This window comes from Paenibacillus sp. P36 (assembly GCF_045866505.1).
GTDB classification, from domain to species: Bacteria; Bacillota; Bacilli; order Paenibacillales; family NBRC-103111; genus Paenibacillus_E; species Paenibacillus_E chondroitinus.
This window is the reverse complement of the sequence record NZ_AP038372.1, coordinates 1038232-1062733: the sequence shown is the minus strand read 5'-3', so window position 1 is coordinate 1062733 and position 24502 is coordinate 1038232. Positions and strand designations below refer to the sequence as shown.

The following is a 24502-nucleotide window of genomic DNA, read 5'->3' as shown; positions in this document are numbered from 1 at the left end:
GTATAGAGATTAATTTATGCGACGGAGTCTGGAATCTTCCGTGACATTGGCAGGAACGGTGTTAAGCGGCTGGCTCTTACAAGTCGGTGAGCTTTGGCAACTGCTCAAACAGGTACGTGAGATACCAGAGAGGTTGCAGCCCTTTTCCTTATCCGTCTCGATCATGCTGTATATCGCTGCGCTGACACCGGTTGGCTTTGTTTCTTTCCCGAAGCTAGCCGTTCTTTAGGCGTGCCCTTCAGCAGCCCCCGTTCGATGGCAATCAACTGGTCACACCATGCCAGGCGCTTTGTGCCGCCACACCATGCGAATTGCCTCTGGTCTCATATAGCGCCTTTAGTGCTTCATCATATTTGAGTACCTATATCTCGTTGCAAAATATATGGATGAAGCAAAGACGTTTTCACCTCATCGAGCTCATTTCAAACAGCTTTCCCCCCAATCAACCTGAACTATGGAGGGAACAATTTATTAACCGTCTTGTAAGCCTAGGTAACTTCGCTGTTAAATCGGGGCCTTCTCGTCAATTGGTCCTGGATCCGTCCGTACTTGAACTTTTGCAATTAGACGTGCCACACTATCTCAAGATATTTAGGTCGAAAAGCTTGATGTGATTACCCAGGAGGTATTGAATCAGATTTTACAGATGAACAATCAATCTGATCCTTATCACATTGTCAGGGTAAAACAATACATTCCATTCATACTCATTCAAATCACAATCTCACCTTACAAGGTGCGGCAGAACATGTGCATATGCATCCTAACTATTTAAGCGAGTTATTTAAGCAAACGACCGGAATCAATTTTATTGATTATGTAATACAAAAACGAATGTAGCTTGCCAAAACACTTCTGGCCGATGATAAACATAAACTGTACGAAATTTCTTTTATGGTGGGTTATCAGACCTCTAAGCATTTCACAGCTGTGTTCAAGAAGATCGTAGGTATGCTTCCCTCTGAGTATAAGCGTTATCTTGATACGGTTAATAAATAAAAGCGCAGTTTCCCTGAATGAATCAGGAATAACTGCGCTTTTTTCTATACAATCTAACAGCCAAACGGATCATTTTCTATTCAGCTAAACTATGTTGGTTACTTCAATTACTTCAAAACTTAATTTGTTAGTTATTTAACTGCATTTATATAGGCATATTAGTTTCACCGCAACAAGCAACTTATTTTACTTGATATCATGATTATCCACAATTCATACAAATTTATTAACATTTTACTTGTGGATAATGTGACTAACTTACCTCAACCTCTTTCCAAATACCATTCAGTTCATCTACCTTCCACTCAAGTTTTCGCATATATTCAATCATTTCTTGTAGTGTAGAATGTGTAACAAATCCTGGAACAGTCTTTTTTTCAACATTAATCTTCTTTTCGAAAACAGAGCTTTCCTTCATAAGAATGCAACATCGATCGTTTTTAAACTTTCTCAACATTTCCAAAAAGTGGTTTCAACACTCTAGCTGTTTGTGCATTTGATTTAAGCGATAGAAGTGATCACAGTTAGTAGTAAAAGGATAAACACGTGATACAGAATATCATTAAACGATACTTATCTCCTGTGTGGGAGGTAACGAATGTCTTTCTCATATTTTTTATTGTCGGGATCGTAGGCTTTTTCCCAGATACCGCTTATTACTATGGAACAGCCTTATTAGTTCCTGGTAGCGTAGCCATCATACTTCTTGCTATACGTGGTTCCTGCTATGCGTTTAATACATATGGCATAAATAGTCGAGAAATTTATGCATTCTTATATGGTGCAACTGGACTTCTGATTCCTGCTTCATTATCAACAGTGCTGACAATTTCAGAGGGTGATTTTATTGAAATTCAGAATGGTAAGATCTTATTTCAAGAGTCGAGAAATTTATGCATTCTTATATGGTGCAACTGGACTTCTGATTCCTGCTTTATTATCAACAGCGCTGACAATTTCAGAGGGTGATTTTATTGAAATTCAGAATGGTAAGATCTTATTTCAATACAGCAAACTCTTTCTCAGTCTTTACTCATGGTCCGTTGTTTTACTTGCAATTGTTAGTGTCCTTTATATTTCTGCTACGTTTTTAACATTTTACGCCTGCCAGCTCTTGAAATTGTGCGGAAATGGGCATTAACTTGGAGCGCACCGACGACCATTTGCAGTTTAATCGTATTTTACTCGATTAACTTGCATAACCCTGAACATTATCAGCATATCACGGAGTTATCCTGGATGTTTGCATGTTCGTTTCTCTTCTTTCTGGCAGCTGTTTATTTCGTTTGGAAGAAAAAAAATTATGGGTTGTCCTTTATTTGCGTGATGGTTCAATTTGCATTTGCTTTTTACGGTTATGGGGCATCTCACTTACCTTATCTACTTTACCCTTACTTATCTATGTATGAACATTTTACTAATCAGTCCATGGCAGTAGCCTTAATTATTGCTTTTATAACCGGACTACTACACCGAGAAACGGTTGTTAAACGACTTGTAAGTGCCATTAACCAGATCCACCGCTGGGTCGACATTGTCTGTTCTTGTCATTTGGTTTTGACAAGAACATTATCCCATAAAACAAAAAAGCTGCAGTTTTTTCGCCCATTAATGAGATAATATTCTTGTCATCCACGACATCATGTGGGTTCTTAATCTTTGCTTGAAGTCGTGCGTGTAAATATCGATAATGTCTTGAATTCCGCATTTAGAAAACTTTTCACCTATTATAAATAACGACGCGATGTGCGCTAAACCTACGCGAACTTTTTTTTTGAGCCGATAGAACACTTCATTAATATTTTTGCCAACAACCGAAATAACAAAAAACTTCCCATTATTGCTGCATCTAACACTCCTTGGCCCTCCCTGGGCGGAAGACGGAATCGCAATTTGATGTTATAAGAAGATATAGTCCCCCCCTCATCCGTCAAGTCAAATACCGTACCCATAATGAAAGCAAGATCATAAATTTCCGTACGATCCCAGCAAACGCTTGTGGTCAATATTGTGACTGACAAACCAAATTCTAGTGCGCCTTCCCTTTTCCACCGGATTCTGGACTTGGTTTTTGACCTGCTGGCTCACGTACTAAATCGTTAGATCCTGTTGCTTCCGGTCGACGAGTTTTAGCCCATATAGGCGCCCGGATGATGACATCTTTCAAATCCGAGAGTGTCAACGGGGTTGCTGGAGTGAAATATGGGACACCGAATGAACGAAGCGATGTGATATGTAACACAATGCCCATTAACCCAAGTACAATGCCATAAAGTCCAAGTGTACCCGCCAAAAATAGCATTGGAAATCGCAGTAATCGGATTCCATTTGCGAAGTTATAACGAGGTATCGTAAACGCTGCAATACCTGTAATCGATACTATAATGACGACCGGAGCGGAAATAATACCCGCCAGCACAGCCGATTGGCCGATGACCAACGCCCCAACAATGCTAATCGCTTGTCCTAACTGTTTGGGTAATCGAATCCCTGCTTCCCTTAATGCTTCAAAAATAATTTCCATAATAAAGGCTTCGATCACAGCTGGGAAAGGAACAGGCTCTCTAGAAGAGGCAATACTCAACACAAGATTAGTTGGAATCATTTCTTGGTTGAAGGTCGTAATCGCAACATATAGAGGAGGAGCAAATATGGCGAGACTGATGAAAAGGAATCGAATCCATCGTACAAAACTTGCAATTGGCCAGCGAACATAGTAATCCTCGCTTGCCTGAAGTCCAGTCCAGAACGTCATTGGGAGAATTAATACAAATGGAGAGGTGTCGACAAGAATAGCAATTTTACCTTCCAATAACTCTGAAGCAACAACATCGGGTCGTTCTGTGCTGTGCACTAGTGGAAAAGGGGAGTACGGACTATCCTCAATAAATTCCTGAACATACCCTGAATCGATGATTCCGTCAATTTGAATTCTAGATATCCTTGTTCTAACTTCCTCAATGACAGATTCGGAAGCAATACCGACTATGTATGTAATGGCAACTTGGGTTTGTGAAAGTTCTCCAAGGGTATATGATTCCATTTTAAGTCTGGAAGTTTTAATTCTGGATCGTATTAACCCGATATTCGTTGAGATGTTCTCGATAAATCCAACTCTAGGACCACGAATGACAGGTTCAGATGACGGTTCGTCTAGGCTTCGATGTGCTTTAGTATTCACTTTAACCATCAAAGCATCGGAATTCCCTATTGTAAGCACGGCTGCATGGCCATTTAACACTTTTTTGACAATGTCAGTTAATTGGGATGTAACACTCGTCATACTTATGGAGATACTCTGATCATCCAGCGAATCTGTTTTTTCAACAAATAAAGGTTTATATTTTTTGCACTTGGAAATCATTGGATTTAATATATGATCGTTAATCAACTCTTCTTCAACAAGGGTTGCAAAGTAGATGATAAGCCAGTGATTTTGTCCAGCTTTTTGAACTTTACGGAATACGATATCAGAGCTGTTGTGGAATATACGTTTAAGAATCAATTCATTGTGTTCTAAATTCGTGTTTAATACGGAGTTCTCTTCATCTTCAGAATAAAGATCCTCAGCTATAATAGGATGCCCAGGTTTGTTGCGCATCCATTTCCTAAACCAATTCACTGAACAGCCTCCTACACCAAACACGTATACATATAATCTCCCATTTTTTCTCCAAAAATATTCTACGATGTATTGTTTTCTTCATCACTACCACCATGTTATTATAAAAAACAACGCATAAATCCTATTTTCAACACATAGATTAAGTCCTCGGCTGCCCTGGTTGGCGCAGCTATCAGCAAAGAATCCATTTGTATGACGATTACCGTCCTTTCCTGAAACATTGTAACGCCAAACCATATAAAAAAACATTAATACACTCCTATTTGCCGTGAACTTAGATTCTCAGTTCAGTATGATTTACAACTCTCATAATCACGCTTAACTGATTTTAAAGGCACCCAAATGACCTTAAATTGACTTTGTCGTTACACATCATTGCGAGCTTATAAGTGTGTTCCCATGGAGGACCTTCTTCTTTTTCCCCTGCATATGATTGCTCAAGCATTTCTGATAGATCCTTGTTAGAAACTTGTAAGTCTTTTGTAATGGTTTCGTTAGTCTTTCTTAAGCATAGCTTGTTATTTTAGTTATAGTAATACGTGATCAATACTAAGGAGGAAGAAAAAATGAAAACATGGAAAAAAGCAATGGTAATTACACTAGCGGCATGCATCTTATCCATTCCGAGTTTGGCTAGCGCTGAGGAAATGATGATGAAAAAATTTGATTATAGTACTGTGAACACGATGACAAAGGATGGGACTGAACTTGCTCCGCTGCGTCAAATTGCTGAATCGCTCGGATTTAAAGTAACTTGGAATGAGGGAGCTCGTTCGGTAACTTTAACGAAGATGATGATGGAGGACAAAGGGATGATGGATGATAAAAAGAAGGATGACAAGGCCATGATGGATGATAAAACCATGAAAGATAACATGATGGTAGGTAACACTTTTGTGCTTCAAATCGATAACAAGTCCGTAAAGGTTGGTGACACGGACGACATGCTAATGTATGCACCTTCTATTATTAATGACATGACCTATGTACCCAAAACATTTATCGATACTTATTTGGTTAAATAAATTCATACATAGAAACCTCCATTGCCACTCGTGGTAATGGTTTTTTTCATAACTATCTATATATTTACAAGAAATATTCTCATGAGTCCACTCCTTAAGTCGTTTTGCGAAATTGAAATAACTTGACTTAAACTCTACTTCATTGTAAATTTAAAACGCAAATGAATATTCGATGTAAACAAATCATATCATGAAGTAATCAAATACTTGTTGTATTTTGGAGGAGCCTGTCACCAAGGGCTCCTTTTGGTTTTTTTTAACCATGCCGAGCCCTTGGTTGGGCTCTTTTTTTATGCAGAGAAAGGAGTGTACATGAATGAACTAATCAAATATCTTGTAAGCGCGGCTTTATTTCTTATATGGATGGGTGCGTTGTTTGGATTCCTTGTCTATGCTGCCCTCGAAGAAGAAAAGCCAAGACAAACCAACTTGTTTATTGGTGCTGGTGCAGTAACTGTATCAAGCACGCTTCTTATCGGATACTTTTTGTCAAAACGCAGATAACATGAAGGAGGAATTATGGAACAGCAAGCAATCTTAGCAATTGGCATCTTTTTAGTGACATACGGCATGATCATTGCCGAGAAAATCCATCGTACGATCATCGCTATGCTCGGCGGCGTCCTCATGGTCATCCTAGGTATAGTTAATCAAGAAGACGCTTTACACCATATTGATTTTAATACCTTAGGGCTGCTTATAGGCATGATGATCATTGTTAGCATTACTGCCGAAACTGGGTTATTCCGATATATCGCTCTTGTCTCCGCCAAGAAAGCGAAGGGGGACCCTGTTCGTATATTAATATCACTCGTGCTCATTACTGCAGTTGGGTCTGCCTTTCTTGACAACGTTACGACCGTACTTTTGATGGTGCCCGTTACATTCAGTATAACCAGGCAGTTAAAAGTGAATCCTGTTCCTTTTCTGATCACACAAATCCTTGCTTCTAATATTGGCGGTACAGCGACTCTAATCGGGGATCCGCCGAATATCATGATTGGCAGTGCGGTTAAGGAATTGACGTTCATGGCATTCATCAATAACCTTGCGCCCATTGCCGTAATTATCATGGCTTGCATGCTACCTATTTTTGTCTTCTTGTTTCGCAAACAAATTCAAACTACGCCCGAATTAAAGATGAGCATTATGCAAATTGACGAAAAAGAAGTCATCACGGACCGCACTTTATTAATTAAGAGCGTCTCTATCTTAGGACTTACGATCATTGGCTTTTTCCTGCATCAAATGCTACATCTGGAGTCAGCAACCGTCGCCTTGACAGGTGCTTTTATTCTGCTTCTTCTAACTGGTGAGCATGCCATGGAAAATGCCTTCACCAAGGTGGAGTGGACCACGATATTCTTTTTCGTCGGTTTGTTCGTGTTAGTCTCAGGTCTAGTGGAAACCGGCGTCATCTCCAAACTAGCCGCGCAAGCTATCGAGCTGACTGGAGGTAATCCAATCGCGACTTCCATGTTAATCCTATGGCTCAGTGCGATTGCATCAGCTTTTTTAGACAATATCCCCTTTGTCGCGACAATGATTCCGATGATACAAGAAATGGGCAATATGGGAGTAGATAACCTGGAACCTTTATGGTGGAGTTTAGCGCTTGGTGCATGCTTGGGAGGAAACGGCACATTAATTGGAGCGAGCGCAAATCTGATCGTTGCAGGGCTGTCAAGCAAGGAAGGTCATCCGATTAAATTCGTTACCTTTATGAAATACGGCTTCCCCCTCATGCTGTTCTCCGTCGTATTAGCTAGTATTTATATCTATATTCGCTATTTAATTTAGTTAGGAGGAATACAATCTTGAAATTAACTTATGAGTGGAACAAGCATGTTGTGGACATTAGTGAGGTAGCAGTTGCTAATGAGTTTGAGTTTAAGATCCGAATTCTCACAGAGCCATACTTTGAAACGATGAAATTCATTCAAAAAAGCTTCGAAGCTAATGACGTCATTACGGATGTCTTAGTCTATCCCTACACCAATCATGAATATCGAGTTGTTGTCAGAAAAGATTTTTATGAGGATTTCATCCTTCAACTTTGTAAACATCAACTGCTGACCAAAGTGGAATGGAGAGAGGTCATCGAATGACAGCGTCGCATGGTTAGCCTCTTCTATCCTGCTGCATTCATGATTAACATCCAATATTTTGTTTTATTTTGTACGGCACTCAGCTATTAGCTAGTATAGCTGAGTAGGCTGCACAATCGTTGATACTATCTCCTTTAAGTAGACAGTGTGAAGAAAACTGCAGTACAGTTTACTTGAAGGGGATTTTCATATGGGAAATAAGGGGCTAGGATGACAAGCGTAGTTGCCCGTATTCACTAAGAAAAGCGGGCTCAATTGCATTAAATATCAATGAATGCTACAAACCTGTATCCGATCCCTAGTTCAGTTTCAATAAATTTTGGACGAGTCGAATCCTCCTCTAATTTCTTACGTAGATGACCAATGTAAACCCGCAGATAATGGCTATCCGATTGGGGATGATGCCCTCCCCAAACTTGTTCTAGCAGCTGACGCTGTGTAAGGACTTTGCCTGCATTGGAAGCAAGTATTTTTAGTAGTTCATACTCTGTTGGTGTTAGCTTAACCCTGTTTCCGTCAAGCTCTACAAGCCGCTGAGAAAAATCAATAACAAGCTTGCCAAATTGAAGAATCAGTTCGTCCCCGGACTTAGCTACATGCCGCATCGCTACGCGAATTCTTGCGACAAGTTCGCCCATGCCAAACGGCTTGGTAACATAATCGTCAGCCCCGCAGTCCAGGGCCGCAATTTTATCTTCTTCACGGTCTTTTACCGTAAGTACGATAATCGGTATCAGCGACCACTCCCTAATACGATGCAAAACCTCCATCCCGGTAATATCGGGCAAACCGAGATCCAATAAGATAAGATCAGGATACGCAATACTCGCTTGATAGACACCATCCTCTCCTGAGGAGGATTCGGTAACTTTGAAGTTCTGTGCTTGTAAAGTCATTCTCAGTAGTTTACGGATTTGAGGTTCATCGTCTATGACTAAAATTCGCGGACCATTAGCCATTGTCATGATGTTCATAATCTCCTTCTGGAATCAATGGGTAAAGAAAACTTTTTTCTCCTTTAGGAAGCGTAATGATTATCATACTTCCACTTTCTAAATTAGGTTCTGCTGTTATAGTTCCTCCGTGTGCTTCAACAATGCCTTTGCAAATAGCAAGACCTAAACCGGTACCTGGGACGTGCTTCGTTGCATCAGCACGATAAAATTTTTCAAATATACGTTCTCGGTCAACAGCCGAGATACCGATCCCTGAATCTGATACCGTCATAATTACGTTAAGATTATCTTGTTTAACAGATATAACGATTTGACTGTGATCAGGTGAATATTTGATTGCGTTGCTTACAACGTTAACCAGCACTTGCTCAAGAAGCACATCATCACCTAACAGAAAATGAACATCCTTCGATAACACGACTCGGATCTCGCGATTCTGCTGATAATCCTTCACTTGCGATAGAACGACACCGATGACGTCCTCCACATCACACCACTTTTTACGCAATTGAAGCATACCGCTTTCCAACTTCACCATACCAAGCAGGTTCGTGACCAGCCGATTCATTCGCAATGCGCCATCCCTAATCGTAGAAAGTAAATCGAGCCGGTCTTTGGAAGAGAAAATAGCATCGTTTTGGATCAAGCCTGTTGCTGATCCAATAACAGTTGCTAACGGAGTACGCAATTCGTGAGAAACAGAGTCTAATAATGCTGTTCTTATTCTTTCAGATTCAGCAGTTAAATGGGCTATCTTAGCTTCTTCACTTAGCTTCACACGTGCAATTGCACTTGCTGCCAGTCCTCCATAAGCCTCTAGCAAGCGCAGATTTTCAGGCGAACCTATTTGATTATCAACATTAACGGCTAGTACACCATATATCCGCTCTTCCGTTCTTAGAGGCACGTACAGCCCAGTAGATTCTCTAAGGGTGTTAGAGCCCCTACCAGCCATCTCCCCATGTTCATAAACCCATCTGGCTATGACCATTTCCGACTCTCCTTTCCCCCATCTCGAATGACTGGAAGAATGAGTTTTGGCCTTCAAATCATCATTATTATCAGGTAGGTAAATGGCGACTTGAGTACCAATCGTATCGGATACTTGGCGTAAAATGTTTCCAAGCAAAGCATCTAAGTCTGTAAAAGCCGTCATTTGTCGGCTTAACGCATAGAGTGACGCTGTAGTAGCCTCTCTTTGTTTCATGAAATTAAGTTGGTTCCTTAGACGGGAAGCCAGAGTGGCTGTTAATGCGGCTACAGCCAGATATACAATAAAGGAAAAAGTGTAGCGCAAATCAGCAACCGTAAAACTTAGAACCGGTGGAACAAAGAAGAAATCAAATGCCAGAACACCCAAACTTGCTGTAAAAAAAGAAGGACCTAGTCCCCAATACACCGCACTAAAAAGAACGGGAAACAGATAAATTAGTGCGATATTGACTAAGTCATACGCTAGCCCGAAGGCATGTAAGATCATGGTCAGCAAGGTAACAAAAAGTGTTACCCATACATAAGGCCTCCAATTCAATGAACTCACCGAGCGATCTATAGAATCCCTCTCTAAAGATACTTTAGGTTTCCCAGGGATGACATGAATGCTGATTCCGTGACTATTCCGGATAACCTGCTCTACAACGGGGCTTCGAAACCATTCTACGATACGCGAATGATTTGGTTTGCCAATAATAATCTGCTTAACGTTGCGGGTACGAGCCAGAGATAGCAACTCCTCTGCAATAACGTTACCTGTAATCATAATAACTTCCGCACCCAGTTCTTCAGCAAGTTGTAAATTACGAGCCAACTGTTTTTGTTGAACATCGCTTATAGGCATCCCTTGTGGCGTCTGCACATAAACGACTATCCAGTCTGCTTTTAAGCTAGAGGCCATCTGACGCCCCATTCTAATTAGCTGCGAGGAAAAGGGGCTGGCACTTATACAAACCATCACCTTTTCCGCAACAGGCCACGGACCGGCTATATCCTTAGCATGCATATATTGTTCAAGCTGGCTGTCTAATCGTTGGGCAGCATATCGGAATGTCATTTCACGAAGAGCATTGATATTCCCGATTCTATAAAACCGGTGCAGATCATCCTTTTTCTTATCATCATGAAAGTTTTGATTGAATCTGCCGATTAATTCATCAGTTGGAACATCGATTATCTGGATTTGATCCGCTTGCTCCAAAAATGTGTCAGGTACAGTCTCTATGATGTTTATCCCAATAATTTGTGTAACGATGTCATTTAAACTTTCTACATGTTGAATGTTAAGTGTTGTATAAACGTCGATCCCTTGTGTAAGAATTGCCTCCACATCCAAATATCGCTTTGATTTCAATGCCCCTGGGGCATTCACATGCTCAAGGTTATCCATCAAAACTAGACTTGGCCTTCTCTTAATAATTTCCTCAGTATCCATTTCAACAATAACATTTCCTTGATATCGAATGGGCCGAGGCAATACGGACGTGAACATCTCTTGAGCAATTATTTTCTGAGTATCTGGGTATCCTTCACCTTCCACCCACCCAAATAGAACATCTATCCCCTTATTTCTTTGTTGCACTGCAGCCTTAAGCATTGCATAAGTCTTACCCACGCCAGGAGCTGCACCTAGAAATAAGGTTAATTTCCCTTTCTTATTACTTGATTTTTCCATTCTAATCACATCCTGCACAATCTTGTGTATTCCTGCAACCTGGGACCGCACAAATGACCACCTCAATCCCCTACTGCCTCAACGTGTTTCCTTCACCTAGTCCGACTCGATATGAGTAGTAAAAAAAAGGGCCTCACCTGCAAAACAGGCAAGGACTTTTTTAATGCTTTCATGACTTAGTAGACTAAACAGGGTGCTTTTATCTACTGCTTATCGCTTTTTGCAAATCCAAATTGAGCCTCAATACATTAACACCAGGTTCGCCTAGAAATCCGAGTTCCCTTGATTGCGTATTAGTGCTCACAAGTGATTCCAACTGCCCTGGAGAAACCCCAGTCAAATTACTGATGCGCGGAATTTGTGCTATAGCTGCTGCAGGGCTGATATGAGGATCCAAACCGGATCCGGAGTTAGAAATAAGATCGATTGGAAGTTGGCTTACAGGCACGTCTGGATTATTAGTTTTCCAATCATCCACTGACTCCTGTACTCGTTTTAACATATCTGGATTGGAAGGTGCATAGTTGGGCGTACCTGAACCATCTGCCTTGTAATCAATGCTGGATACGCGACTTCGAAAGTATTTCGGATCGGTAAATTTCTGCCCGATCAATTCAGACCCCAGAATGTCTCCTTTATCGTTATAAATTAAACTTCCGCTTGCCTTACTCGGCATGACCGCCTGGGCGATTCCAGTAACGATCAAATTATACAATAGCCCGCAAAGCAGCATGAGAAGCAGACTTATCCGAATACTTGATAATATTACTTTCATAGGACTCATTCCTTCCCTCTCTTAAACCCACAAGTGAATGACAAGGTCGATTAGTTTAATACCAATAAAAGGAACGACTACTCCGCCTAAACCGTAGACGAATAAATTTCGTTGCAACAGCTTCGAAGAGCTAAGGGGCTTATAAGCGACTCCTTTCATTGCAAGCGGAATCAGTATGGGGATGATGATCGCATTAAAGATAAGTGCCGATAAAATCGCTGACATTGGAGATCCGAGCCGCATGACATTCAACACTTCCATTTCTGGAATTGCAATCATAAACATGGCAGGGATGATCGCGAAATACTTTGCGATATCATTGGCAATACTGAACGTAGTTAACGCTCCTCTTGTCATAAGTAGCTGCTTACCGATAGCAACCACTTCAATAATCTTGGAAGGGTCGGAATCAAGATCGACCATGTTGGCTGCCTCTTTAGCCGCAACAGTACCGCTATTCATGGCGATACCTACGTCCGCTTGGGCAAGCGCAGGAGCATCGTTCGTACCATCACCCGTCATAGCAACCAGCTTGCCTTCTGCTTGTTCTTTGCGAATAACGGCAATTTTATCTTCCGGTTTGCTTTCCGCAATGAAATCGTCCACACCAGCTTCGAGTGCGATTGTCGCGGCCGTCAACGGGTTGTCCCCGGTACACATGACTGTTTTAATTCCCATTTGACGCATCTGCTCAAAGCGTTCCCTCATCCCGGGTTTTACGGTGTCCTTTAAATAAATGACCCCAAATATATTGTTATCTACCGCAACAGCAAGCGGTGTACCGCCTGCAGAAGCAACTTTATCGCTCTTGGCATCCAAATCTGAGGGAATGTTTCCTCCTTGAGCTATCACCCACTTTTTCACTGCATCTACCGCGCCTTTACGGACGATACGGCCATCTTTGAGGTTCATACCGCTCATTCGAGTTTCAGCTTTGAACTCAACGAATTCTCCTCCTTCTGCAGCCGCAGCATCATAACGAAGTTCTCGTTTTTTCATTAGTTCAAAGACAGAACGACCTTCCGGTGTCTCATCTTTAATGGAGCTAATTGCAGCCCACTCGGCAACAGCAGCTTCTTTCACGCCATTGACCGGAATAAAATCACTGGCCATTCGATTTCCATACGTAATTGTACCTGTTTTGTCTAAAATAATGGTGTTGATATCCCCAGCCGCTTCCACAGCTTTACCTGACATCGCCAGTACATTGAACTGGGTAACTCTATCCATCCCCGCGATCCCTATTGCGGATAGTAGCCCACCAATTGTAGTAGGAATGAGGCAAACCAGTAGAGCAATTAACATAGGAACTTCGATCTTGATATTTAAAAATTGTCCAAAAAAAGGAAGTGTAACGACGACAACCAAAAAGATTAAGGTCAAGCTCATCAGAACGGTATTCAGTGCAATCTCGTTCGGGGTTTTCTGTCTTTTGGCCCCTTCTACCAGAGATATCATTCGATCGAGGAACGTTTCACCGGGATCACTTGTAATTCGTACCCGAATCTGGTCGCTGACAACACGTGTACCGCCGGTAACCGAGCTGAAATCTCCCCCTGCTTCTTTTATGACCGGAGCTGATTCACCGGTAATGGCTGATTCGTCGATCGAGGCAAGCCCCTCGATGACTACGCCATCGCTGGGAATAAGCTCGCCTTGTGAAACAACGACAATATCCCTTTTGCGCAGCTCGATGGATGCAACCGTTTTGATGACATTTCCTACCACTTTATTGGCTGTAATTTCTTTTTTCGTTTTTTTAAGGGAATCGGCTTGCGCTTTTCCTCTGCCCTCAGCCAGTGCTTCTGCAAAGTTAGCAAACAGGATCGTAAGCAACAGGATGAACGAAACGGCTATATTAAACCAAACTGGTACTTCACCTCCGAATGCTCCTGGAACAAATATCAGGAATAGCGTGATGATAAATCCTATTTCAACCACAAACATGATCGGGTTACGAATCATTACTCTCGGATCTAGCTTCAAAAATGATTCCTTCAGTGCATTTCTTACTATCGTTCCATTCATCATTGATTTCTTTTGACTCATTGCATGGTCCTCCATTCAAACTTAGCTTAAGGCTTCAAGGTTAATTGCTCGGCAATCGGTCCGAGTACGAGACCCGAGAAGAACGTTAGCGCGCCTACGATTAGTACGGAAGCGAGGAATACAACCGCAAACAAACCGTTGTCGGTACGGAAAGTACCCACCGTTTCCGGAACTGTTTTTTTCGCCGCTAGTGATCCTGCTACCGCTAGCAAAGTTACCATGGAGAAAAACCGCCCTAGGTACATCACAATCCCTGTTGAAATATTCCAGAATGGCGTATTATCCCCTAATCCTTCAAATCCAGAACCGTTGTTTGCCGCAGATGATGTATACTCGTACAGCGCTTGCGTTAAACCATGGAATCCAGGATTAGATATCGTACTCGGATATCCAAAGACAGCAATCGCCGTTGGTACAAGAATGAGAAACGGCGAAATCAGCATTGTTAGTGCAACTAATTTCATTTCTTTTCCTTCAATTTTTTTACCCAGAAACTCCGGCGTTCGTCCTACCATCAGTCCGGCTAAGAAAACGCCAATGATGGCATACATTAGCACATTCATGAAACCTGCACCGACACCGCCGAACACGGTATTGAGCATCATATTGGAGATTGCAACTAAGCCACCAAGAGGAGTTAGCGAATCATGCATCGCATTGACAGCACCTGTTTCGGTCGACGTGGTAACGACTGAGTATAGGGATGACTCCGTGATGCCGAACCTAACTTCTTTTCCTTCCATACTTCCCTGATCATGCTGCACCCCCATTGCGTTTAAGGCTGGGTTACCAGCGTTTTCCGCCGTGAACGAAATTCCAAGCATAATGACAAACAGTAGCGCCATTGAAACAAATAGAATACGTCCTTGCTTCATATTTCCGACAATTTTCCCATAAGTAAACGGAAGTGCCGTTCCAAAAAACATCATCAATACGATTTGAAGTAAATTACTGATCGCATCAGGATTCTCGAATGGATGAGCAGAGTTGACTCCGAAGAATCCGCCTCCGTTATTACCGAGCTCCTTGATCGATAGGAACGATCCTACTGGTCCTCTGGCAATAATTTGTTCAGCACCTTCCAAGGTATGTGCGACAGCCGCAGGTTCCAGCGTTTGCGGCACGCCAAGGGCGATAAATACGAATGCCATGACAAATGAAATCGGCAGCAAAATACGCGTAATCGAGCGGATCAGATCCACAAAAAAATTGCCAAGTGGCTTACCGGCAAGACCACGAATAAATGCAATGGCTACTGCAAGCGCAGTGGCTGGAGCCGTAAACATCATAAAAACAATTGCGATCATTTGGGCTAAATACGATAAGCCGCTCTCGCCGCTATAATGCTGTAAATTCGTATTGGTCATAAAGCTGATCGCTGTATTAAACGCAAGTGTAGTTTCCATATTTGGAACATCAGCTGGGTTCAGCGGCAAATATGCCTGCGTTCGAAAAATAATGTAAACGAGCGTAATCATCACGGCATTGCTTAGTACCGCAGCAGCAGCATACTTTTTCCATGTCTGATCATCTTGACGTACACCGCCTATTGCATATATCAATTTTTCCATTGGTCCAAACAACTTATCTAAACCTGTCCTATTGTAAGTAAATGCTTTAGCTATATACAAACCTGCTGGACGAGCCAATAGCAAAACTAGCAGTAACGTGATGGTAATTGAAATGAAGGCAACCATTCTGATTAAATCCCTCCTGAGATAATATTTCTAAAATTTTTCCGGATTTAATAAAGCATAAACGAGATATACAAACATCATCACTACAACGATCCCCAGCACCCAGATCATTTATTCCCACTTCCTTCTTCGACAACATTCCCAGCCCAGGCCGATACGCCAATCATCAATGACGTTAGTAGAATAAATACCGCAATCATTACAATATCCAACATGCCATTAACCTCCTTTAAAAGTAAAATTCCAAAAACCTTTATAAACCTCTACTATTTTTTATTTTGATTTAAGGGAAGGTAGTAGGAATTTAACATCACCGTTTTTAGTATAAATAAAATAGTCCTCACCTAGGTCTTTGTAAACCAATCTAGGATTAACATTTTGCGTAATCACATAAATAGTCATAGAGGTCCAGCTACGTCATATCTGGATATAACGGCAGCATAAAGGCAAACTCTCCTCAAACAAAATTATGTTTCCAATTGGATAGTCGGGAATGACCATTGTAACTGGATTCGACGTATCCACTTTGATGATTTGTTTCACACCTGCCTCTTCTAGCTTAAGCTTCTCAGACTTATTGTTGGTTAATGCAATAAAAGGTTGGCCAACCAAATTTACCTGTTTCATAAAATCTTCACCTGCCTTGGTCGGCGCAGCTATCAGCAATAAATCACTTTGTATGACAATCACTGCCCCTTACCTGACCCATTGTAACGTCGATCTGTATAAAAATGGTGTAAAGAATCTAACTATACAAATAAAAAAAACATAAAAACCATCATTCTAATGAGAAGTTGAATTACCGATACATAATAGATTCACTCTCCATAATTATTGGACAACAAAAAGAAGCCTAAGAGTTGAGAATTCTACGCTAGGGCTTCTTGAATTGCTGCTTACTAATGAAAAGTATGCTTTATTTAAGAAACTGGATATGTATTTGCATGCTAAGAAGAACTGCTAGACGGTGTCTCTGCTCTTCTCTCCTTCATTGATTTTAAATCTATCCTAATCGAGCCCCCTCTACCTGCTATTCAATAATTCGCCCAGTCATCGAATGAATCTTAAATGATACTGGGCGTTTTTCTTTTTCAAAAGTGATCTTGTGCACAAGAGGAATACCTTCCCTAGTAGGCATATAACAAGAGTCTGAACTGATTACATCGGATTCCTTAAGTGATTGATCGAATGCCAACGCCGCCTGTTTAGCCTCTTCTATCGTTATCGCTGCATACATGGGTCTTCCTAATCGTTTCTGTTCCAAATCTATATGAAGCGTACCCTCGACCCGCTTGACGATACCTGAACGATCTAACTCCACAAGTAGCTGATCCCCACAAACCGGTCTGTTAAATAGCATTCGTTGCATGTACACTTTAGTTGATGTGTTAGAAGGTTCGACAGAAACAATACTCAAATCTTCCTTTACGCGTTTCAAGCCGTACAATATCTTAATTTTATCTAAATATTCGTATGCGATCCAACTTGGTGTATGTTGAGAAGGTTTAGTTAAATAACCTGAAAGTCGTTCAGGTGTTTGAGTTTCTGGGTTCCACTTTACAGTCAGTGAATATTCACTTTCAGTTCGAATCTTTTCCAGCAGAACCGCCGACTTTTTAGAAATTGAAGGGATTTCAGAAGTTGGCGCCAGAATTGAAAGTGATAGTACAGTCGACAACATGATTTTGGAAGCAAGCAAGGGAGATATCCTCCTCTAATATAAACTAATTGATGGTACACCTCTATTTAGTATCACCCAATTTAGAAGATATTATGTTAAAACTCTCTTCAGATTTGCCTCACCCAATCATCAATTTTTCTTCAACATATCGATAAGGCTGCTTTTTTATGGATTGGGAAAAGGAAAAGGCTAGTGTTAATGGACCTAGTCGACCAATAAACATCGTAATCATAATGATGATTTTCCCAATTGGAGAAAGCTCATTGGTTAAACCCATTGACATACCTACTGTGCCAAAAGCAGACGTAACTTCAAACAATATTTCCAAAAAATCCTTCTGTAATTTATGTTCGGTTAAAGTAAGTAAAAATGCGGAGGTAAGCACCACAAATAGGGAGATGATGATGACAGCCAACGCACGAAGGACCAAATCTTGAACAATTCTCCTCTGAAATAATTGAATATCTTCCCTCCCACGAACGATTGTCAACACCGCTAATACTAATATTGCGAAGGTACTCGTTTTGATTCCACCACCTGTCGAACCAGAAGAAGCTCCAATGAACATTAAAAAAATCATAAAAAACTGTGAAGCCGCCATCATTGAAGCTATATCAATTGTATTAAAACCTGCTGTTCGAGGTACTACTCCTTGAAAGAAGCTTGCCCATAACTTTTCAGATAAGCTAAGATTTCCAAATGTTTTTGGATTAGCTATTTCTATCAGGAATATAACTAGTACACCTAATACAATTAATATCATCGTAGTCGTCAGAACAATCTTAGTATTAAGTGAAAGTTTGTTCCAGCTTCTTTTATCATACACATCTAAAACAACTGTAAATCCGATACCACCTAGTATAAACAACAAGGCTATAGAGATGTTCACAGTCGGATCTCCGACAAACCTGCTAAGGCTATCCGACCACAAAGCGAAGCCTGCATTATTGAAAGCTGATATGGAATGAAAAATGCCATAATAGATGGCTCGTGCAACACCAAGGTCATTCGACCAACGAAGAGCCAGTATGCATGCCCCACAGGTTTCAATAATCAGTGCAATTACAAAAATACCCACCATGAGTTTAACGACCCCTTGAGGAGATACCGAATTAGTTGATTGCTGTATCAGTAGTCTCTCTTTTAAGCCGATTTTTTTACCCATTATAATAGCCATTAACACGCCAAAGGTCATGAATCCTAAACCACCAACTTGAATCAATATCATGATGACTACCTCACCAAAGGTTGAAAATGCCACAGGTGTATCAACGACAATTAACCCCGTTACACAAACTGCTGACGTGGAAGTAAAGAGTGCGTTTAAAAAACTAACATTTTGTCCATTCGCGGCTGATACTGGGAGGTAAAGAAGAACTGCCCCGATTAATATGATTAAAACAAACCCAATAATTATAATTCGGGGAGATGTAAATTTAAACTCCATTACCTTCATTTTACTTTTTTGAATATCCATTAACTTACTCCTCTAGAAATACTAATCGATCCCTATATGAAATTATAACTATATATGCCATTAAATAAAACATGAAGATAGCACTTCTTACATACTAATTGTTGTTTTTCTCCAACACCATTTTCATTTCAATTATGCAAATCAATTTATAGTACATCAAAAGAATAAAAAAAAGTACGGGGTCAACTATTGCCGAATATCCCAGCTTCCACCAACCATAGTGAAAATAACCGAATGGAGCTGGTAATAAAGTAACTAATTCATAAATTAGGATACCAGCTGACCAAAAGGCAATATAATAAATTTTTTCTCTACTTTTCCCTTTCAACGGGTAAAAATTTATACACATCATATTGACAGGTGGAACTAACACTGTTCTTACCAAAAATCCAAGCCAATCTATTTCCCCTTTAGAAAAATACCAGTACCCTTCAAATTTAAATTCTATCAGGAGATCAAACAAAAATTGAAACGCGATTGTAAACATCCAGATATGAATAATTTTATTAACATTCAAGACAGTGTTGCATTTAAAAGCAATCACATTAAATGAAACAATCGACAAAAAAAGTATGATCATCGCAAATTCCCTTTGTCATTTAATAAGTAATACTTCTTTATTACGAAAATTCCCCAGTAAAGTAATGGAGAGCATTCAATAAAATAAGCGAAATTCACCCATGAATGCATGATAAAATAATTGAGCTCGACTAAGTTTTTCACAGAATGCATAGATAGTCCGACCATAATTGCTCCGAAGGAAAGGGAAAGCGGTCTTGAATCCTTAAGCTGAAATAGCTGTGATGAAATGAATAAAGCCATATAAAGCAAGATACTAATCTTTATAAATAGTCCCGCAATCCAGATGGCAACCACAATAGGATCTAAATTTTCCAAGAAATCTCCGATACGAATAAAACGCAACATTTCTAATATGGGGTAGGTGAACTGAGCCATTAACGGCTCATCAAACAACAAAATACATAACATGTAGAAGACTTCGAAGAAGAGAAGAGTAATAATGGAGGACCATAATAAAGTGCGATTTGTTTTCTCCGGTTTTGCAATAAAAGGAAAAATGAATAGCACCAAAAACATCTCACCATACCATGGGATAAAGGGATAACTAGTTTGAAACACATCTCCCAAATTTACATTTGTTAGTAAAGCAATTCCACTCTGAAAATTTAATTCTTTTCCAACAAGGAAAGGAACAATGGCTGCTGTGGAAAAAACAACGAAAAAGAAGCCCGCAGCGCAACGGAATATCGCTTCTATCCCTGATCTGACCGCGATAGTGATAACGAGTCCAAGAGTGCCTGCAATGACCCAACTAGGGGTAGATGGCAAATAAATTTGCACCAGAAAATCTGTAGCTTGTCTTAACACAACCCCTGAAAGATGAATAAAAAAAAAGCCATATATGATCATCATGATGAGGTTAAGCCATTTGCCAACAGCTTCTTTCCCATAATGAATGATAAACTCGTCAGGCCGTTGCTTGGCCACTCTTACAGATATATAGGCAATCAGCAGCCCGCCTATATGAGCGATTAGAACAGTTAACCACCCTTGAAATCCTGCTGAATTTGCTAAGGGTCCTATTAAAAAGCCAGCCGCCGTGGAGAAATTAAATAAAACAAACATTAATCCTAGTTCAATTTGGCTGATTCGTTGCATCTAAGCTGCCATCTCCTCTTCACTCCAATCTTCACTGAAAACTAAATAAATATGCAATAAGTTGGTTGGTACTCGGCAAATCATGGAAAGTATAAATAGCCATTAGATATAAGTAAGCTGCTATTATGCACGATCCCGTAATCCAGTATGTTCTTGGTTTACGTCGGTGATGTTTTAAAAATCTAAGTTCGTAGCACGTAATTGCAACAAATACAATCGTTATTCCAATCATTACTAATTCTCCTAATGTTCTCGATTTCTAATGGCGCTATTTCGTTCAGCTCCCGTTCGCTTGACATATATCTGGGTAGTTACATGAATCTTACAGTCTTTGTACACTTCATGCCAACGATCCTTATTTTGTTCCCACACTTTTGGATAGCGCCACGCTAAAATTCTGCCTAAATTGAATACATCTACTCCTTTGGATTGGGTTGTTTGTATAGTTCGTAGAACCCTATCCTTTAACTGCTTCGAAAGCAAATCCTCAAGTGTATCTACTTGTTTAGGATCCAATAAATCTATATTGGACTCCGATGATAATACATCGTCCTCTGCTTCAATTTGAATCTTGAATTCAATCTGATCACCGTTGAGGATCGGTTTTATTGAGGCTTTAGAGGTCTGTATAAGAAATGAGATCGTTTTCCCGTCCGTTGGGGATTTTATTGAGTTCATAGAACTCTTCATCTTTCCTTTTAGCCAAAGCCCTGCCCGCATCCCTATGACATCCAGCGTTCCCACCATGACGCCGTTTTTGAAAAGCGCCGCACCGTCGGTTCCAACCCAAGTGCTTACTTTTCCTTTTTCACTGAGCATTTCTGTTTGCCCAATCGTCAGCATTCCTGTCAACATATCACCTCCAGATGCTTCCGCTTCCAAAAAGTCTTTAATTGTCGCGCCAAGTGTCACATTTCTTTGGGCATATTCACGTAAAACTTCGGATGGAAGACGTTCAAAAACAGGAGTTAATTTGGAAATGTCCTGTCCGTTAGTAGGTGAGACAAAGAGGAAGGTCTTCGTATGAAAATTCGGTTCTCGTGCAGCAAATTCTAACAATTGGTCAATTCCTAATTCCGCCATTTTCCGGCCTACAACCACAACACGACAGTGACCCCATGATATTTCCCTTGAAAGATCAGATCGGATTTTCCGAATCGCAACAGGAATGCTTTCACTCCTTTTCGTCACGATCGTATATTGATTTCCATTGTTATTTCCTGCGAGGCCCACTCCGTTAATCATTCGATTAGGTAGTGGGAATCCTAATGAAACTTCATAGACACCTTTTTCCGGATAATCTATAAACATGGCAGTTACAAAGGCACGATCATTGATTTCTATCCTTGACCAACACCCCGTTAAGATGAATAAACAGGAGATCGTAACAACAAGCCTTAACCTTATCACACTAGAACACATCTTCATTAATCACCATTATCATCAGGAATTTGTGGTCTTGGTCTATATTTCAGCCTTTGATCGCCTCTTGTGCCATATAACGAAGGTCTTTTTTTCATCAGCCACATGGGGGCTCGCACGAGTACATCCTTCCAATCACTAAAGACGATCGGCGCCGTAGGTGAAAGGTAAGACGTGCCAAACGAGCGGAGGGTAACGAGATGAAGATAAATTAGAATAATACAGAGAATCACGCCATACAGTCCGAGGGTTGCCGCAAGAAACATCACTGGAAATCGTAAAAGACGGAAGGTTAATCCCAAATCAAAATGAGGGATAATGAAAGAAGCTATACCTGTTATAGAGACAACTATAACCATAGGAGCAGAAACAATTCCTGCCTGTACAGCAGCCTGCCCTATGACTAATGCACCTATAATGGAGACCGTTTGACCAATAGGCTTAGGAATCCGCAATCCCGCTTCTCTCAGAGCTTCAAATGTAATTTCCATAATAATTGCTTCAACAATAGCCGGAAAAGGTACATTCTCCCTGGCTGCTGCGACCGCAACCAACAGATTTGGTGGAAGCATTTCAGGGTGGAAAGTAGATACGGCTATGTAAACAGAAGGCAGTAAAAAAGATATCAATAAAAAGATATAACGAATCCAACGTATCCAGGTAGCAGCAATATATCTTTGATAATAATCCTCAGCTGATTGAAGCAGCATATACAAAGTAACTGGAACCATGATCGGTACAGGAGTGCCATCGACCAGAATGGCAACCCTCCCCTCAAGGAGGGCTGCACACAATGTGTCTGGTCTTTCTGTATATTGGACTTGTGGGAAAGGCGAGAATGGATTGTCCTCAATAAACTCCTCAATGTAACTGCTATCTAATACGGCGTCTATCTTAATCCTTGATATCCGGGATCTTACTTCCTCCACAAGTTTTTGTTCACAAATGCCATCTATGTAACATACAGTTACAGAAGTATTGGTGAATTCGCCAAATTGAAACTCCTCTACCTTTAGAGCCGGGTGTTTTATTATTTTTCTGATCATCGTAATATTAACAGACAAATCCTCAACAAATGCCTGCTTAGGTCCACGAATGACATTTTCATTCTCCGCTTGTTGAATCGCTCTCTTTTCAACTGATTTCATTGGGAACAAAATCATTCGAGGCTCATTATTGATTAATAATGCAATCGTACCTTCAAACAAGCTCTGTAATGCTGTAGTTTCATCGATGCTGCTGGTTATAGCTGAAACGGGAATTTGCTTGAATTGAAGAATGTGCTTAACGAGTTCATCGGTCGACTTTCCGTCGTCAATTTCAAGTAATAGCGGAGCAATCACTTGCTCCTGAAGCATTTTTTGATCGACAAGACCTTCAACAAAGATGAATACACACGAAATATGACCAATCAAACACTCATGAAATCTGATGTCCGAACAATTTTTCAGCTGATCATGAAACCATTGGAGTCTTGAAGATAAACTGACTTCAACTTCCGATATTGAAGATAAATTTGCAATCGATCCTGTAAGAAGCCCTTTTCGCTGTTTTTTAAACCATCTAAAAAGGTGCATATACACTCCATGAGATTTTTCTTTATAGCATGCAAAAAAAATATAAAATTATACATAAATCTGGAAATATTGTTCCTAAGTTCGCATATTGTCAAACCGTACGAGGGAATACTAGTTCATAATTCAAAACAGTTTAGATGGGATGAGTTAGCATTGAACACATTAGATCAGGATTATGAAAAAATTAGTGATTTACAAAGTCAACTTATACACTTAAAAATTAACTTTTGGATCCAATATGACTTATTTAAGCTCCATTGGTGGATTCTTTTAATTGTAACTATTCTTCCTTGGTTGATCTGGTGGAAGTATGTAGATCGGAGTAAATTTAATATTCTCATTACATACGGTCTATTATGGATGATACTCTCAATACTTTTAGATGATATCGGAATTGCATTGGGGCTATGGCAGTATCCTTTGGAACTCTTTTCATTTGTACCACCACTATTTCCAGCAGATATAACTATACTTCCCATTACATATATGCTTATTTTTCAATACTTTCCCAAGAAATCTAGCTTTCTTATAGCGACTTTGAGTAGTGCTAGTTTATTTTCCTATATTATTGAGCCCATATTTATATCTTTTAATTTATACAGACCAAGTAACAACTGGAAACATTATTACACATTGATCGTTATTATTATCCTTAGTTACACCATTAAATGGATAACAATAAAATTACAGGATCATGTTGATCACAATCAGACAAATCACCTGAAACGCGACCAATAAAAGCAATATTATCCACAAATCGATA

General features: G+C 40.3%; 23 protein-coding genes and 1 pseudogene. 10 read left to right on the top strand and 14 right to left on the bottom strand.

Annotated features, from left to right (window positions below; all coding sequences use genetic code 11):
* The first annotated feature begins 16 nt into the window (after nt 1-16).
* From ACKTT9_RS04925 to ACKTT9_RS04905, 5 genes and pseudogenes are all read left to right on the top strand, one after another.
* Nucleotides 17-229: a hypothetical protein gene (locus ACKTT9_RS04925; protein ID WP_407870713.1), complete on the top strand. Its 213-nt coding sequence runs from the start codon at nt 17-19 to the stop codon at nt 227-229.
* A gap of 461 nt (nt 230-690) precedes the next feature.
* Nucleotides 691-840, top strand: coding sequence for an AraC family transcriptional regulator (locus ACKTT9_RS04920; RefSeq protein ID WP_407872964.1), 150 nt, complete (start codon nt 691-693; stop codon nt 838-840).
* Nucleotides 841-855: 15 nt separating this feature from the next.
* Nucleotides 856-999 (top strand): helix-turn-helix domain-containing protein, encoded by a 144-nt coding sequence (locus ACKTT9_RS04915; protein ID WP_407872963.1) that lies wholly within the window; start codon nt 856-858, stop codon nt 997-999.
* A gap of 546 nt (nt 1000-1545) precedes the next feature.
* Nucleotides 1546-2068 (top strand): annotated as a pseudogene (locus ACKTT9_RS04910) (cytochrome d ubiquinol oxidase subunit II); the annotation flags it as partial.
* 53 nt (nt 2069-2121) lie between these two features.
* A complete protein-coding gene (locus ACKTT9_RS04905) occupies nt 2122-2619 on the top strand; it encodes a cytochrome d ubiquinol oxidase subunit II (RefSeq protein WP_407870712.1) in 498 nt (165 codons plus the stop codon).
* Nucleotides 2620-3028: 409 nt separating this feature from the next.
* Here the strand turns inward: ACKTT9_RS04905 and ACKTT9_RS04900 are convergent, their stop codons facing one another.
* Nucleotides 3029-4621, bottom strand: a complete 1593-nt coding sequence (locus ACKTT9_RS04900) for a spore germination protein (RefSeq protein WP_407870711.1) — start codon at nt 4619-4621, stop codon at nt 3029-3031.
* Nucleotides 4622-5190: 569 nt separating this feature from the next.
* Here ACKTT9_RS04900 and ACKTT9_RS04895 point away from each other — a divergent pair.
* The 4 genes from ACKTT9_RS04895 to ACKTT9_RS04880 all read left to right on the top strand — a co-directional run bounded on the left by ACKTT9_RS04895 (nt 5191) and on the right by ACKTT9_RS04880 (nt 7757).
* Nucleotides 5191-5649, top strand: coding sequence for a stalk domain-containing protein (locus tag ACKTT9_RS04895; protein WP_407870710.1), 459 nt, complete (start codon nt 5191-5193; stop codon nt 5647-5649).
* A gap of 312 nt (nt 5650-5961) precedes the next feature.
* Nucleotides 5962-6153 (top strand): hypothetical protein, encoded by a 192-nt coding sequence (locus ACKTT9_RS04890; RefSeq protein WP_407870709.1) that lies wholly within the window; start codon nt 5962-5964, stop codon nt 6151-6153.
* A 15-nt stretch (nt 6154-6168) separates the two neighbouring features.
* Nucleotides 6169-7449 (top strand): SLC13 family permease, encoded by a 1281-nt coding sequence (locus tag ACKTT9_RS04885; protein ID WP_407870708.1) that lies wholly within the window; start codon nt 6169-6171, stop codon nt 7447-7449.
* 17 nt (nt 7450-7466) lie between these two features.
* Nucleotides 7467-7757, top strand: a complete 291-nt coding sequence (locus tag ACKTT9_RS04880; protein WP_407870707.1) for a hypothetical protein — start codon at nt 7467-7469, stop codon at nt 7755-7757.
* Nucleotides 7758-8017: 260 nt separating this feature from the next.
* Here ACKTT9_RS04880 and ACKTT9_RS04875 read toward each other — a convergent pair whose 3' ends face one another.
* From ACKTT9_RS04875 to ACKTT9_RS04815, 13 genes are all read right to left on the bottom strand, one after another.
* Nucleotides 8018-8716, bottom strand: a complete 699-nt coding sequence (locus ACKTT9_RS04875; RefSeq protein ID WP_407872962.1) for a response regulator — start codon at nt 8714-8716, stop codon at nt 8018-8020.
* Nucleotides 8709-11381 carry an ATP-binding protein gene (locus tag ACKTT9_RS04870; protein ID WP_407870706.1) on the bottom strand — a complete coding sequence of 891 codons (2673 nt, stop codon included), beginning with the start codon at nt 11379-11381 and terminating at the stop codon, nt 8709-8711. The genes ACKTT9_RS04875 and ACKTT9_RS04870 overlap by 8 nt, the downstream gene beginning before the upstream one ends.
* 199 nt (nt 11382-11580) lie before the next feature.
* Nucleotides 11581-12165, bottom strand: coding sequence for a potassium-transporting ATPase subunit KdpC (kdpC, locus tag ACKTT9_RS04865; RefSeq protein WP_407870705.1), 585 nt, complete (start codon nt 12163-12165; stop codon nt 11581-11583).
* Between the two features lie 12 nt (nt 12166-12177).
* Entirely contained in the window at nt 12178-14205 is a 2028-nt protein-coding gene (kdpB, locus tag ACKTT9_RS04860) for a potassium-transporting ATPase subunit KdpB (protein ID WP_407870704.1), read from the bottom strand.
* A 26-nt stretch (nt 14206-14231) separates the two neighbouring features.
* Entirely contained in the window at nt 14232-15902 is a 1671-nt protein-coding gene (gene kdpA, locus ACKTT9_RS04855) for a potassium-transporting ATPase subunit KdpA (RefSeq protein WP_407870703.1), read from the bottom strand.
* Nucleotides 15903-15932: 30 nt separating this feature from the next.
* Complete coding sequence (gene kdpF / locus ACKTT9_RS04850) at nt 15933-16013, bottom strand: K(+)-transporting ATPase subunit F (RefSeq protein ID WP_407872961.1); 81 nt, start codon at nt 16011-16013, stop codon at nt 15933-15935.
* A 306-nt stretch (nt 16014-16319) separates the two neighbouring features.
* Nucleotides 16320-16529, bottom strand: coding sequence for a hypothetical protein (locus tag ACKTT9_RS04845; protein ID WP_407870702.1), 210 nt, complete (start codon nt 16527-16529; stop codon nt 16320-16322).
* Nucleotides 16530-16932: 403 nt separating this feature from the next.
* Complete coding sequence (locus ACKTT9_RS04840) at nt 16933-17601, bottom strand: hypothetical protein (protein WP_407870701.1); 669 nt, start codon at nt 17599-17601, stop codon at nt 16933-16935.
* Between the two features lie 100 nt (nt 17602-17701).
* Nucleotides 17702-19060, bottom strand: a complete 1359-nt coding sequence (locus ACKTT9_RS04835) for a TrkH family potassium uptake protein (RefSeq protein ID WP_407870700.1) — start codon at nt 19058-19060, stop codon at nt 17702-17704.
* Nucleotides 19061-19154: 94 nt separating this feature from the next.
* Nucleotides 19155-19640 (bottom strand): hypothetical protein, encoded by a 486-nt coding sequence (locus tag ACKTT9_RS04830; protein ID WP_407870699.1) that lies wholly within the window; start codon nt 19638-19640, stop codon nt 19155-19157.
* A complete protein-coding gene (locus ACKTT9_RS04825) occupies nt 19637-20740 on the bottom strand; it encodes a GerAB/ArcD/ProY family transporter (protein WP_407870698.1) in 1104 nt (367 codons plus the stop codon). Before ACKTT9_RS04825 ends, ACKTT9_RS04830 begins: the two co-directional genes overlap by 4 nt.
* A gap of 243 nt (nt 20741-20983) precedes the next feature.
* On the bottom strand, nt 20984-22162 hold the full coding sequence (locus ACKTT9_RS04820; RefSeq protein ID WP_407870697.1) for a Ger(x)C family spore germination protein: 1179 nt from the start codon (nt 22160-22162) through the stop codon (nt 20984-20986).
* A 5-nt stretch (nt 22163-22167) separates the two neighbouring features.
* On the bottom strand, nt 22168-23739 hold the full coding sequence (locus tag ACKTT9_RS04815) for a spore germination protein (protein WP_407870696.1): 1572 nt from the start codon (nt 23737-23739) through the stop codon (nt 22168-22170).
* A 9-nt stretch (nt 23740-23748) separates the two neighbouring features.
* Between ACKTT9_RS04815 and ACKTT9_RS04810 the strand changes: the two genes are divergently transcribed.
* The gene (locus ACKTT9_RS04810) at nt 23749-24477 is read left to right on the top strand and encodes a CBO0543 family protein (protein ID WP_407870695.1); all 729 of its coding nucleotides are present in this window, start codon (nt 23749-23751) and stop codon (nt 24475-24477) included.
* Nucleotides 24478-24502: the final 25 nt, after the last annotated feature.

What these genes read in the sequence shown, in the direction of transcription:
- kdpB (WP_407870704.1), bottom strand. Translation starts at nt 14,205, where the DNA reads ATGAGTCAAAAGAAATCAATGATGAATGGAACGATAGTAAGAAATGCA.
- ACKTT9_RS04870 (WP_407870706.1), bottom strand. Translation starts at nt 11,381, where the DNA reads ATGGAAAAATCAAGTAATAAGAAAGGGAAATTAACCTTATTTCTAGGT.
- kdpF (WP_407872961.1), bottom strand. Translation starts at nt 16,013, where the DNA reads ATGATCTGGGTGCTGGGGATCGTTGTAGTGATGATGTTTGTATATCTC.
- ACKTT9_RS04815 (WP_407870696.1), bottom strand. Translation starts at nt 23,739, where the DNA reads ATGCACCTTTTTAGATGGTTTAAAAAACAGCGAAAAGGGCTTCTTACA.
- ACKTT9_RS04895 (WP_407870710.1), top strand. Translation starts at nt 5,191, where the DNA reads ATGAAAACATGGAAAAAAGCAATGGTAATTACACTAGCGGCATGCATC.
- ACKTT9_RS04820 (WP_407870697.1), bottom strand. Translation starts at nt 22,162, where the DNA reads ATGTGTTCTAGTGTGATAAGGTTAAGGCTTGTTGTTACGATCTCCTGT.
- ACKTT9_RS04825 (WP_407870698.1), bottom strand. Translation starts at nt 20,740, where the DNA reads ATGCAACGAATCAGCCAAATTGAACTAGGATTAATGTTTGTTTTATTT.
- ACKTT9_RS04845 (WP_407870702.1), bottom strand. Translation starts at nt 16,529, where the DNA reads ATGAAACAGGTAAATTTGGTTGGCCAACCTTTTATTGCATTAACCAAC.
- ACKTT9_RS04810 (WP_407870695.1), top strand. Translation starts at nt 23,749, where the DNA reads ATGAGATTTTTCTTTATAGCATGCAAAAAAAATATAAAATTATACATA.
- ACKTT9_RS04835 (WP_407870700.1), bottom strand. Translation starts at nt 19,060, where the DNA reads ATGGATATTCAAAAAAGTAAAATGAAGGTAATGGAGTTTAAATTTACA.
- ACKTT9_RS04885 (WP_407870708.1), top strand. Translation starts at nt 6,169, where the DNA reads ATGGAACAGCAAGCAATCTTAGCAATTGGCATCTTTTTAGTGACATAC.
- ACKTT9_RS04830 (WP_407870699.1), bottom strand. Translation starts at nt 19,640, where the DNA reads ATGATCATACTTTTTTTGTCGATTGTTTCATTTAATGTGATTGCTTTT.
- ACKTT9_RS04890 (WP_407870709.1), top strand. Translation starts at nt 5,962, where the DNA reads ATGAATGAACTAATCAAATATCTTGTAAGCGCGGCTTTATTTCTTATA.
- kdpA (WP_407870703.1), bottom strand. Translation starts at nt 15,902, where the DNA reads ATGGTTGCCTTCATTTCAATTACCATCACGTTACTGCTAGTTTTGCTA.
- kdpC (WP_407870705.1), bottom strand. Translation starts at nt 12,165, where the DNA reads ATGAGTCCTATGAAAGTAATATTATCAAGTATTCGGATAAGTCTGCTT.
- ACKTT9_RS04875 (WP_407872962.1), bottom strand. Translation starts at nt 8,716, where the DNA reads ATGGCTAATGGTCCGCGAATTTTAGTCATAGACGATGAACCTCAAATC.
- ACKTT9_RS04925 (WP_407870713.1), top strand. Translation starts at nt 17, where the DNA reads ATGCGACGGAGTCTGGAATCTTCCGTGACATTGGCAGGAACGGTGTTA.